The sequence below is a fragment of the Pseudoxanthomonas sp. LjRoot143 genome, assembly GCF_964252945.1.
GTDB lineage: Bacteria > Pseudomonadota > Gammaproteobacteria > Xanthomonadales > Xanthomonadaceae > Pseudoxanthomonas_A.
The window spans coordinates 2,396,758-2,408,646 of sequence record NZ_CAXUPM020000001.1 but is presented as its reverse complement, the minus strand read 5'-3'; the positions used below and the strand labels follow the sequence as shown (position 1 = coordinate 2,408,646).

Here is an 11,889-nt window from a genome sequence, read left to right as displayed (position 1 = left end):
CGGCCCGGGCGTATGATGCTGGCATCCCCCCGATCCTGTTCATGGAGAACCCGATGAAGCTCAAGACCCTCACCGTCATGCTGGCTGCCGCCGTGCTGGCCGCCTGTGGCGGCAAGGACGGCCAGGCCGCCGACGGTGCGCCGGCGAAGGCGCTCAATGTCTACAACTGGTCCGACTACATCGCCGAGGACACCATTCCGAACTTCGAGCAGCAGTCGGGCGTCAAGGTGACCTACGACGTGTTCGACAGCGACGAGATGGTCGAGACCAAGCTGCTGGCGGGCAGCAGCGGCTACGACGTGGTGGTGCCGTCGCTGAGCTTCCTCGGCCGCCAGATCCAGGCGGGCGTGTTCCTGCCGCTGGACAAGAGCAAGATCCCCAACCTGAAGAACGTTGACCCGAAGATGCTGGAGCGCATCGCGCTGCAGGATCCGGGCAACCAGTTCGCCGTGCCCTACCTGTGGGGCACCAGCGGCATCGGCTACAACGTCGACAAGGTCAAGGCCGTCTTCGGCGACACCGCCGTGACCGGCAGCTGGGACGTGGTGTTCAAGCCGGAGAACGCGGCCAAGCTGAAGGACTGCGGTATCACCGTGCTCGACACGCCGTCGGAACTGATCCCGATCGCACTCAACTACCTGGGCGAGGATCCGCACAGCTTCGACCCGGCCGTGATCGACAAGGCCGCGGCGCTGCTGAAGACGATCCGCCCCTACATCCGCAACTTCCACTCGTCCTCGTACATCAACGACCTCGCCAACGGCGACGTCTGCCTGGTGGTGGGCTGGTCGGGCGACGTCATCCAGGCGCGCGACCGTGCCGCGGAGTCGGGCAATGGCGTCAACATCGCGTACTCCATTCCGAAGGAAGGTGCGCCGCAGTGGTTCGACATGCTGGCCATCCCGAAGGACGCCAAGAACGTCGACAACGCCTATGCCTTCATCAACTACCTGCTGGACCCGAAGGTCGCCGCGGCCAACACGAATTTCGTGACCTACCCGAATCCGGTGCCCGAATCGAAGCCGCTGGTCGACAAGGCCATCGCGGACGATCCGACGATCTATCCGCCGGCCGACGTGGACGCGAAACTGTTCACCTTCGCGGTGCTGCCGCCGGAAGTGGATCGCCAGTACACGCGCATCTGGACGGAACTGAAGACCGGGCGCTGAGAACACAGGGGCGCGTGCCGTGACGGACGCGCCCTTCGTCATCGTGGCATCGCCCGTGGGAGCGGGTGGCGCCACCGGGGAGGGGTAGGGGAGCACGACGGCACGGAACCGGCCACAGCAATGACAGCACGCCCGCGGCGGCCCATGGCCGGTCCGGGACCACATCAAGGCGCCCTTGCGGGCCGAATGGAGAGAGATTGATGAAACTGCGCGTACTGGCAACCACCCTGGCCCTGTGTACCCTCGCCGCCTGCGGCGGCAAATCCGGCAGCGATGGCGGCGCCGATACGGGCGGCGCCAAGCAGGTCAACGTCTACAACTGGTCGGACTACATCGCTGAGGACACCATCCCGAACTTCGAGAAGGCCACCGGCATCAAGGTGACCTATGACGTGTTCGACAGCAACGAAGTGCTGGAGACCAAGCTGCTGGCCGGCAGCAGCGGCTACGACGTGGTCGTGCCGACGATGAATTTCCTCGGCCGGCAGATCCAGGCCGGCGTGTTCCTGCCGCTGGACAAGAGCAAGATCCCCAACTACGCCAACCTGGACCCCGCCATCATGAAGCGGCTGGAGAACCAGGACCCGGGCAACCAGTACGCCATCCCCTACATGTGGGGCACCACCGGCATCGGCTACAACGTCGACAAGATCAAGGCCGCGTTCGGCAACACCGACATCGCCAACAGCCTGGACATCGTGTTCAAGCCGGAGAACATCGGCAAACTGAAGGACTGCGGCGTGACCTTCCTCGACACGCCGTCCGAGATCATCCCGATCGCGCTGAACTACCTGGGCGAGGATCCGAACAGCCAGGATCCGGCGGTGATCGACAAGGCGGCGGCACTGCTGAAGACGATCCGTCCCTACATCACCAACTTCCATTCCTCGCAGTACATCGACGCGATGGCCAATGGCGACACCTGCCTGGTGGTCGGCTGGTCGGGCGACATCATCCAGGCGCGCGACCGCGCGGCCGACGCCAAGAACGGCGTCAACATCGCGTACGCCATCCCGAAGGAGGGCGCGCCGCAGTGGTTCGACATGCTGGCCATCCCGAAGGACGCCAAGCACCTGGACGAGGCGTACGCCTTCATCAACAACCTGCTCGATCCGCAGGTGATGGCCAACAACTCCAACTTCATCAGCTACCCGAACGCCATTCCCAAGGCCAAGGAACTGATGGACAAGTCGATCACCGACGATCCGACGATCTACCCGACGCCCGAGGTGGAAGCCAAGCTGTTCACCTTCGCCATCATCCCGCCGGAAGTGGACCGCCAGTACACCCGTATCTGGACGGAACTGAAGACCGGCAAGTAAGCGCCGCGACCGGGACGGACGGCGTCCGTCCCGGGACAGGCGATCGCATCCACCCACATCCACGCCGGCGCCCATGCAGCCCGGCGACCAGGGGATCTCCATGGCGGCAGAACAGGGCAATGGCGCGGCACAGAACGGCAAGGCGAACGCGCAGGAGTACTTGCGCATCGTCGACGTGCGCAAGGAGTTCGACGGCTTCGTCGCGGTGGACGACACCAACCTGACCATCCGCAAGGGTGAGATCTTCGCGCTGCTGGGTGGCTCGGGCAGCGGCAAGTCCACGCTGCTGCGCTGCCTGGCGGGGTTCGAGAAGCCCTCGTCCGGCAAGATCTACCTGGACGGGCAGTTGCTCAACGACCTGCCGCCGTACGAGCGGCCGCTCAACATGATGTTCCAGTCGTATGCGCTGTTCCCGCACATGACAGTGGAGCAGAACATCGCCTTCGGCCTGAAACAGGACGGGCTGTCCAAGGACGCCATCAAGAAGCGCGTCGAGGAGATGCTGGCGCTGGTGCAGCTGGGCAAGCTGGCCAAGCGCAAGCCGCACCAGCTCTCCGGTGGTCAGCAGCAGCGCGTGGCGCTGGCGCGGTCGCTGGCCAAGGGGCCGAAGCTGCTGCTGCTCGACGAACCGATGGGCGCGCTGGACAAGAAGCTGCGCTCGCAGATGCAGCTCGAGCTGGTCAGCATCATCGAGAAGTCGGGCGTGACCTGTGTGATGGTCACCCACGACCAGGAAGAGGCCATGACCATGGCCACCCGCATCGCGCTGATGGACCAGGGCTGGATCCGCCAGGTCGGTACGCCCGACGAGATCTACGAACAGCCCACCAGCCGCTTCGCCGCCGAATTCATCGGCTCGGTGAACCTCATCGAAGGCGCCGTGGAGGAGGACGAAGCCAATTACGTCACCATCCGCTCGCCGCAGCTGCCGGACCCGATCTATATCGGCCATGGCATCTCCGGGTTCGAAGGGCAGGAAGTCGGCTTCGCGGTGCGTCCGGAGAAGCTCGGCATCGGCAAGCAGGAGCCCTCGCAGCCGCACAACAAGGCGAAGGGCGTGATCGAGGACATCGCCTATTTCGGCAGCCATTCGGTCTACCACGTGCGCCTGCCCAGCGGGTACAAGTTCATGGCCAACTTCGCCAACGTGCAGCGCTGGGCCAGCGAAGGGCTCACCTGGAACGACGAAGTCTGGGTGTGGTGGGGCGACAACGACGGCGTGGTGCTGACCTCATGAACATCCTCCGCTCGCTGGGCAAGCGCCTGCCGGGGCCGCGCTGGGGCGTGATCTCGGTGCCTTACGTGTGGCTGCTGCTGTTCTTCGCCATCCCGTTCCTGATCGTGCTGAAGATCTCGTTCTCCAAGCTCGCGATCGCGATGCCGCCGTACACGCCCATCCTCGAGTACATCGACGAGGCGCTGACGCTCAAGCTCAACCTGGGCAACTACGCGGCGCTGTTCACCGATTCGCAGTACGTGGCGGCTTACCTCAGCTCGATCAAGATCGCGGCCATCTCGACCTTCCTCGCGCTGCTGGTCGCGTACCCGATCGCCTACGTCATCGCGCGCCTGCCGCCCTCCACCCGCAACATCGCGATGATGCTGGTGGTGCTGCCGTCGTGGACGTCGTTCCTGATCCGCGTCTACGCCTGGATCGGCATCCTCAAGAACAACGGCCTGCTCAACAACCTGCTGATGAAGATCGGCATCATCGACGAACCGCTGCAGATCCTGTACACGCCGTTGGCGGCGTACATCGGCATCGTCTACTGCTACCTGCCGTTCATGGTGCTGCCGCTGTACACCAACCTGGTGAAGCACGACCACCGGTTGCTCGAAGCGGCCTATGACCTGGGTGCGAAGCCGTGGAAGGCGTTCTTCACCATCACGCTGCCGCTGTCCAAGGCCGGCATCATCGCCGGCTGCATGCTGGTGATGATCCCGGCGGTCGGTGAGTTCGTGATCCCGGAACTGCTCGGCGGCCCGGACACGTTGATGATCGGTCGCGTGCTGTGGGGTGAGTTCTTCAACAACCGCGACTGGCCGGCGGCATCGGCCGTGGCCATCGTCATGCTGATCCTGCTGCTGATCCCGATCCTGATCTTCAACCGGGTGCAGCAGCGCGAGATGGAAGGGAGGCTGACATGAGCCGCGCCGGACAACGCGCCGTCAACTGGACGGTGCTGGGGCTGGGATTCGCCTTCCTCTACATCCCCGTCTTCATCCTGATGGTGTATTCCTTCAACGAATCGCGGCTGGCCACGGTGTGGTCGGGCTTCTCGTTCAAGTGGTACGTCGAACTGTTCCGCGACAAGCAGATGCTGCAGGCCGCGTGGATCAGCATCAAGGTGGCGTTCTGGACCGCGTCGGCAGCGGTGGTGCTGGGCACGATGGCCGCGTTGGTGATGACACGCATGCGGCGCTTCCCCGGCAAGACGCTGTTCGGTGCGCTGATCACCGCCCCGCTGGTGATGCCCGAGGTGATCATCGGCCTGTCGATCCTGCTGATGTTCGTCTCGCTGGGGCAGGTGGTGGGCCTGCAACCGCGCGGCATCCTGTCGATCTGGATCGCGCATGTGACCTTCACCCTGGCCTTCGTCACGGTGGTGGTGTCCTCGCGCCTGTCCGAACTGGACAAGTCGCTGGAAGAGGCGGCGATGGATCTGGGCGCGAACCGGATCAAGGTGTTCTTCCTGATCACGCTGCCGATCATCGCGCCCGCGCTGGTCTCCGGCTGGCTGCTGGCGTTCACGCTGTCGCTGGACGACGTGGTGATCGCCAGCTTCGTCGCCGGTCCGAGTTCCACGACCTTGCCGATGAAGGTGTTCTCGTCGGTACGCCTGGGCCTGAGCCCGAAGATCAACGCATTGGCCACGCTGATGATCCTGGTGGTGAGCGTGGCGGCATTCATCGGCTGGTGGTTCATGGCCCGCGAGGAGAAACGGCGCCAGCGCGACATGCAGCTCGCGTTGCAGGACAACGGGTAGCGCCCGCACGTACCGCTAACGCCGCCATGCCGACAATGGCGGCCTTCCTTTCGCCTTGCGTGAAGCCATGACCGTCGAAACCATCAATCCTGCGACCGGCCAGGTCGACTATCGTCACGAGCTGATGACATCCGCACAGGTGGATGCCGTATTGGCGGCATCGCAGCAGGCGTTCCCGGCCTGGTCTGCGCTGTCGCTGGCCGAGCGCGGCAGGATCCTTCGCGCGATAGGCGCGGAACTTCGCCGCCGCCGCGACGACATCCAGCGCATCATGACCGCCGAGATGGGCAAGCTGCGCAAGGAGGCGCTCGCCGAAGTCGACAAGTGCGCGGGTGCCTGCGACTACTACGCCGACCACGCCGCCGATTACCTGCAGGACCAGCCGGTCGCCACCGATGGCCAACGCAGCTACGTGCGCTACGAGCCGATCGGCTGCGTGCTGGCGGTGATGCCGTGGAATTTCCCTATCTGGCAGGTGTTCCGCTTCCTCGCACCGGCCTTCATGGCCGGCAACGTCGCCGTGCTCAAGCACGCCAGCAACGTGCCGCGCTGCGCCGATGTCATCGCTGAAGCGCTGGCGGCGGCCGGCCTGCCGGACGGCGTATTCGGCGTGCTGCACATCGACAACGACCAGGCGGCCGAGGTGATCCGTGATGCGCGCGTGGCGGCGGTGACGCTGACCGGCAGCGAGCGCGCGGGGCGGTCCGTCGCTTCCAACGCCGGCAGCCAGTTGAAGAAGAGCGTGATGGAACTGGGCGGCAGCGACGCCTTCATCGTGCTGGACGATGCCGACCTCGAGAAGACGGTCGCCGGCGCGGTGGCCTCGCGCTTCGGCAATGCGGGGCAGACCTGCATCGCAGCCAAGCGCTTCATCGTGCAGGACGGCATCGCCGACGAGTTCGTGAAGCGCTTCGTCGATGCGGCGGGCAAGCTGCAACTGGGCGATCCTCAGGATGACGCGACCACGCTCGCCCCGATGGCGCGCCAGGACCTGCGCGACGAGCTGCACAAGCAGGTGCAGGCCAGCGTGTCCAAGGGCGCGAAGGTGCTGCTCGGCGGCGAACCCGACGCTTCCCACGCCGGCTATCCGGCCTCGATCCTGGACGCGGTCGTGCCAGGCATGCCGGCCTACGAAGAGGAACTGTTCGGTCCGGTCGCCAGCATCCTGCGGGTGAAGGACGACGCCGAGGCGGTGCGTGTGGCCAACGACACCACCTTCGGCCTGGGCGGCAGCGTGTGGACGAAGGATGTGGAACGCGGCAACCGCATCGCGCGCCAGTTGGATGTCGGTGCGGCCTTCGTCAACGCGATCGTGCGCAGCGACGTGCGGCTGCCATTCGGCGGCACCAAGCGTTCCGGCTTCGGGCGCGAACTGGCCGAGCATGGCATCCATGAGTTCATGAACATCAAGTCGGTCTATATCGCCTGATCCCCTGACCAACGGCGGTCGCGCCCGGGTGGCGTCTGCGACATAGTGCGCGGGCCGCACGATGCGGCTGCCTGCGGGGACGCTTCGATGCTCGTGCGCCGTTTCGCCTGGGGCCTGATGGCCCTGCTGGCTTTCGCCGTGGCCGGTTACGCCATCGCCATCTCGCTGGTCGACGACCTCCGCACGCCGCTGGTGCGCCAGTTGTTCGAGCTGCAGCCCTGGTCGGCATGGGGGCACTTCCTGGGTGGCGCGGTCGCCATTGCCGTCGGCGCCCTGCAGACGCACACCATGCTGCGCAATCGCTGGCCGGCCCTGCATCGATGGATGGGGCGTGTCTATGTCGTGGCGGTCGCGGCGGGTGGACTGGCCGCGCTGGCGATGGCGCCGCAGGCCTCCACCGGCGTGGTGGCTGCGTTAGGTTTCGGCGCGCTGGCGGTGTGCTGGCTGGGCACGACCGCGCTGGCGGTGATCGCGATCCGCCAGCGCAGGATCGCCGACCATCGCGACTGGATGTTGCGCAGCTATGCGCTGACGCTGGCGGCGGTGACGTTGCGGCTGTACCTGCCGGCCAGCCAGATCGCCGGCATCTCCTTTCTCATCGCCTATCCGGCGATCGCCTGGCTGTGCTGGGTGCCGAACCTGCTGGCCGCGGAATGGATGCTGCGTACGCGCCATGCGCGGACGATGCTGCCCCGCACCGCCTGACCGGTACCGGCGTGCGCATGTGGGGGCGTCGCGAACCTGCGCCGGCCGCGACGGGCCACAATCCGCGCTGCACCCATGCATGGAACGGATGGTTACGGCGGTCGCCGTTCCGAAGCGGCGGCGTCGATGCCATCTTGTCCGCAGTTGAATAGGAGGCGCCATGAGCACCCTGACCGATACCACGCCCGCCCGCGTGATCCGCACGATCCGCGGCCGACTCACGTCCGATGGCGCCGGCGTCAAGCTGACGCGCGTGATCGGCGGTCCCGATCTGCCTGACCTGGATCCGTTCCTGCTGCTGGACGAATTCGGTACCGACAAGGCCGAGGATTATCTCGCCGGGTTCCCGGAGCATCCGCATCGCGGCTTCGAGACCGTTACGTACATGCTCGATGGCCGCATGCGCCATCGCGACAACCATGGCAACGAGGGCCTGCTGACGCCGGGTGCGGTGCAGTGGATGACCGCCGGCCGTGGCCTGGTGCATTCGGAAATGCCCGAGCAGGAGTCCGGCCGCATGCGCGGTTTCCAGCTGTGGGTGAACCTGCCTGCGCGCGAGAAGATGACCGCGCCGAAGTACCAGGAATTCGTGCCGGAGAAGATTCCGGTCGCGCATCCGGCCAAGGGCGTGGAAGTGAAGGTCATCGCCGGCACCGTCGGCGACACGCAGGGCCCGATCTCGCAGCCGGCCACCGATCCGGTGTATCTGGACATCGCGCTGCAGCCGGGACATGCGTGGGAGTACACGCTGCCGGTTGGGCACAACGCGTTCGCCTACGTGTTCGAAGGTGCGCTGACCGTGGGCGAGGGCGACGAGGCGCGTCCGCTGGACACCCACGAGATGGGCGTGCTGGGCGGTGGGGATACGCTGCAGGTGCGTGCCGGCAGTCAGCCTGCGCGGCTGATCCTGGTGGCGGGGCGTCCGTTGCGTGAGCCGGTGATGCGCCACGGTCCGTTCGTCATGAACACGCGGCAGGAGCTGATGCAGGCGTTCGTGGATTTCCAGGAAGGCCGGTTCTGAGGTGGTGGTGCGGGCTCGGCCCGCACCGGCATCACCGCGTCAGTTGCCCGCGGAGAGCAGCGCGCCCGTGGCACGCACGTCGAGTTGCTGTGCCAGCGAAATCAGCGACCCGAGTTCTTCCGGCGAACCCGCGTTGATCCAGACCTGCGCGTAGCGGTCGTCGTCGAACTCGACCACGGCGATGCGGCGTGACGCCATGGCGGGCGAGGTTTCCTGTCCGCCCAGGTTCGGCCGGTACCAGTACATCTCCTCGCCGGAGAACGTGCTTTCCTCCTGGCGCAGGCGGCGCTCCAGGCTGATCCGGGGGTCGCGCGCCGTGAGCATCACGTTGAGTACCTGCCTGCCGTCGGTGGTGACCGCCTTGCACGTGATGAACGTGGTATCGATCCGCTGTTCCCAGGTCAGGCCGGCATTGGCCGGCAGGGTGGGGCAGGCGGGCGGCGACTGCGCCCACGCGGTGGCGGCAAAGAGGCTGAGGCCAACAGCAATCACGGTCTTCATGTCATCCCCTGGATCGAATGCCCGAACGTGGGCAGTGCAGCGTCATCCGCACACCGCAGTGGGCCAAGCTGGCCCTGGCATCATCCCCTTGCATTCCGCGGTGCCGGCTGCCGTTTTCCCCCGGCAGTCGTCCCGACCTTAGCCCATGCTGCGTCGCAAAACAACGCGGTACGCGTGCGAACGGCGACCCCAGTCACATCGAACCTGCCGGCGCCCGGCCGTGCCGGGCACCGGACGCAGGGCTCAGTCGCGGTCGCGACCCAGCCAGCCGTAGAGCATGCCGCCGATCAGGCCGCCGAGGATCGGTGCCAGCCAGAACAGCCACAGCTGACCGACGGCGGCAGGGCCGGCAAACAGCGCCACCGCCGTGGAGCGGGCCGGGTTCACCGACGTGTTGGTGACCGGGATGCTGATCAGGTGGATCAGCGTCAGTGCCAGACCGATCGCGATCGGTGCGAAGCCGGTCGGTGCGCGACCGTGGGTCGACCCCATGATGACGATCAGGAAGAACGCCGTCAGCACCACCTCGGTCAGGAAGGCGGCCGCGACGGTGAAGCCACCGGGCGACATCGCGCCATAGCCATTGCTGGCGAACGCGCCGGCGGCATTCGGATCGACCGCGAACGCCGGACTTCCCTTGGCGATCTGCCACAGGATGAAGCCTGCGGCCAGGCCACCGACCACCTGCGCCACGATGTACGGCAGCAGATCCTTCGCCGGGAACCGCCCGCCCGCCCACAGGCCGATACTCACCGCGGGATTGAAATGACCACCCGAGACGTGGCCGAACGCGTAGGCGCCGGTCAGCACCGTCAGGCCGAACGCGAGCGATACGCCCAGCAGGCCGATGCCCAGCGGATTGCCGTCGCCACCGAAATTGGCCGCCAGCACCGCGCTGCCGCAGCCCCCCAACACCAGCCAGAAGGTCCCCAGGAACTCTGCCGCGAGCCTCTTCACCATACTCATGCCAGCCCCCATCGCTTTCGTGCGCCCCGTCACATGACGGTGCGCGCACGATAGCGGAAGCCCGGCGCGGCAGATGTTTGCTTTGCGTTACGGCGCACGCATCCGGGTGCTAATGAAGTAGATGTCACATTTAGGTGCCGACGGGCGGTGCGCTCAACGCTCCGGCAAGGGGATGAACTCGGTTTCGCCGGGCACGTGGCCGAATCGGCCTTCCTGCCAGTCCTGCTTGGCCTGTTCGATGCGCTCCTTGGAACTGGAGACGAAGTTCCACCAGAGATGTCGCGGCGCGTCCAGCGGCTCGCCGCCCAGCAGCATGCCCTTCACCGGCGTCTTCGCGCGCAGCACCGCACGGCTGCCGCGGTCGAACACCACCAGGTGCTTCTCGGGGATGTCGGCACCATCCACCTGGGCCTCGCCTTCCAGAATGTAGAGCGCGCGCTCGACGTGGCCGCCATCGATCTCCAGTTCGGCGTCCGGTTGCAGGTCGACCGCGACGTTGAACGTGCCGCTGAACACCTTCACCGGCGATTCCTCGCTGTACGCACGGCCAGCGATCACGCGCAGGCGCGCACCGGCGCGCTCGATCAGCGGCAAGGTCGCCGCGGTGTGATGGTGGAACTCGGGGGCGACTTCCTCGGCGGACTTCGGCAGCGCCACCCAGGTCTGCATGCCGTGCACGTCGTGGCGGCCGGCGCGCACGTCGCCGGGGGTGCGCTCGGAGTGTGCGATGCCGCGGCCCGCGGTCATCCAGTTGACGTCGCCGGGCGTGATCACCTGTTCCGAGCCCAGCGTGTCCTTGTGGTGGATGGCGCCGGACCAGAGGTAGGTCACCGTGGCCAGGCCGATGTGCGGGTGCGGGCGCACGTCGATGCCACGCCCGGGTTCGAACACCGCCGGGCCTATGTGGTCGACGAACACGAACGGTCCCACGCTGCGGGCCTGCAGGCTGGGGACGGCGCGGCGGACGTTGAAGCCGCCGCCAAGGTCGTGCACACGGGGCGCGATGAGGGTGGTCATGACGGATCCTCGGATGGGTGCGTGCAGCATCGCACGGCATGTCGGGCGGCCGGTCCACGATACGGAAACGATCCGTTGCGCCGCATCCCCCATCGTGGGCGGAGGCGGCGCGTGTCAGCCGCGCCGCGATGCCAGCCGGTCGGCCAGCCGCGTCGGCTCGGGCAGGCGGTAGCCGCGCAGCGTGCGCAATACCCAGTCCAGCGCGCCCTGCATCGAGACGCGATGACCGGGCGACACGATCAGCGGATTGCAGCGCGGCTTGCTGCGCAGCACCCAGCCGATGTGGTCGCCGCGATGGATCAGCGACATGCGTTCGCCTGCGAGGGCGCCAAGTGTTTCGTGCTTACCGCACAGCACGTTCTTCGCCACGCCGATGCTGGGTAGGCCGGTGACCACGCCGAAGTGCGCCGCGATGCCGAGCCGGCGCGGATGGGCGATGCCCTGGCCGTCGATGAAGGCGAGGTCGGGCGCATGCGGCAGCCGGCCCAGCGCGGCGACCAGCGCAGGCAGTTCGCGGAAACTGAGCAGGCCGGGCACGTACGGCATGGACGTCGGCATCCGCACGACATCGGAGGCTATAGGTTGCAGCGTGTCGGCCGCCAGCAGCACGGCGGCCGCACGGGTGGTGGCGCCTTCGTCCTCGAAGCCGACATCGAAACCCGCGAGCCAGCGTGGCGTGTCCGGCACGTCGTCGCGCAGCGAGACTTCGGTCGCCAGTCGTTCCTGCAGGCGGCGGGCATCCGCGATGCTGCCGTCCCAGTCGCCGAACATT

General features: G+C 66.5%; 12 protein-coding genes. 8 read left to right on the top strand and 4 right to left on the bottom strand.

Annotated elements, in window-relative coordinates; all coding sequences use genetic code 11:
- The first annotated feature begins 53 nt into the window (after nt 1-53).
- From ACSQ1W_RS11615 to ACSQ1W_RS11580, 8 genes are all read left to right on the top strand, one after another.
- A complete protein-coding gene (locus tag ACSQ1W_RS11615; protein ID WP_192271776.1) occupies nt 54-1,169 on the top strand; it encodes a polyamine ABC transporter substrate-binding protein in 1,116 nt (371 codons plus the stop codon).
- 200 nt (nt 1,170-1,369) lie between these two features.
- Nucleotides 1,370-2,491: a polyamine ABC transporter substrate-binding protein gene (locus ACSQ1W_RS11610; protein WP_436043645.1), complete on the top strand. Its 1,122-nt coding sequence runs from the start codon at nt 1,370-1,372 to the stop codon at nt 2,489-2,491.
- A gap of 100 nt (nt 2,492-2,591) precedes the next feature.
- Entirely contained in the window at nt 2,592-3,728 is a 1,137-nt protein-coding gene (locus tag ACSQ1W_RS11605) for an ABC transporter ATP-binding protein (RefSeq protein WP_436043643.1), read from the top strand.
- The gene (locus tag ACSQ1W_RS11600; protein WP_192271770.1) at nt 3,725-4,639 is read left to right on the top strand and encodes an ABC transporter permease subunit; all 915 of its coding nucleotides are present in this window, start codon (nt 3,725-3,727) and stop codon (nt 4,637-4,639) included. Before ACSQ1W_RS11605 ends, ACSQ1W_RS11600 begins: the two co-directional genes overlap by 4 nt.
- The gene (locus ACSQ1W_RS11595) at nt 4,636-5,478 is read left to right on the top strand and encodes an ABC transporter permease subunit (protein ID WP_192271768.1); all 843 of its coding nucleotides are present in this window, start codon (nt 4,636-4,638) and stop codon (nt 5,476-5,478) included. Before ACSQ1W_RS11600 ends, ACSQ1W_RS11595 begins: the two co-directional genes overlap by 4 nt.
- Before the next feature lie 67 nt (nt 5,479-5,545).
- The gene (locus tag ACSQ1W_RS11590; protein ID WP_436043641.1) at nt 5,546-6,907 is read left to right on the top strand and encodes an NAD-dependent succinate-semialdehyde dehydrogenase; all 1,362 of its coding nucleotides are present in this window, start codon (nt 5,546-5,548) and stop codon (nt 6,905-6,907) included.
- Nucleotides 6,908-6,994: 87 nt separating this feature from the next.
- Nucleotides 6,995-7,612: a DUF2306 domain-containing protein gene (locus ACSQ1W_RS11585; RefSeq protein ID WP_436043639.1), complete on the top strand. Its 618-nt coding sequence runs from the start codon at nt 6,995-6,997 to the stop codon at nt 7,610-7,612.
- A gap of 160 nt (nt 7,613-7,772) precedes the next feature.
- Nucleotides 7,773-8,633, top strand: a complete 861-nt coding sequence (locus ACSQ1W_RS11580; RefSeq protein ID WP_436043637.1) for a pirin family protein — start codon at nt 7,773-7,775, stop codon at nt 8,631-8,633.
- 39 nt (nt 8,634-8,672) lie between these two features.
- Here the strand turns inward: ACSQ1W_RS11580 and ACSQ1W_RS11575 are convergent, their stop codons facing one another.
- From ACSQ1W_RS11575 to nfi, 4 genes are all read right to left on the bottom strand, one after another.
- Nucleotides 8,673-9,134, bottom strand: a complete 462-nt coding sequence (locus ACSQ1W_RS11575) for a hypothetical protein (RefSeq protein WP_192271759.1) — start codon at nt 9,132-9,134, stop codon at nt 8,673-8,675.
- Between the two features lie 243 nt (nt 9,135-9,377).
- Nucleotides 9,378-10,100, bottom strand: a complete 723-nt coding sequence (gene aqpZ / locus ACSQ1W_RS11570) for an aquaporin Z (protein WP_192271757.1) — start codon at nt 10,098-10,100, stop codon at nt 9,378-9,380.
- A gap of 153 nt (nt 10,101-10,253) precedes the next feature.
- Nucleotides 10,254-11,117 carry a pirin family protein gene (locus ACSQ1W_RS11565; RefSeq protein WP_436043635.1) on the bottom strand — a complete coding sequence of 288 codons (864 nt, stop codon included), beginning with the start codon at nt 11,115-11,117 and terminating at the stop codon, nt 10,254-10,256.
- Nucleotides 11,118-11,231: 114 nt separating this feature from the next.
- Nucleotides 11,232-11,888, bottom strand: a complete 657-nt coding sequence (gene nfi, locus ACSQ1W_RS11560; RefSeq protein WP_436046171.1) for a deoxyribonuclease V — start codon at nt 11,886-11,888, stop codon at nt 11,232-11,234.
- Between the last annotated feature and the right edge of the window lies 1 nt (nt 11,889).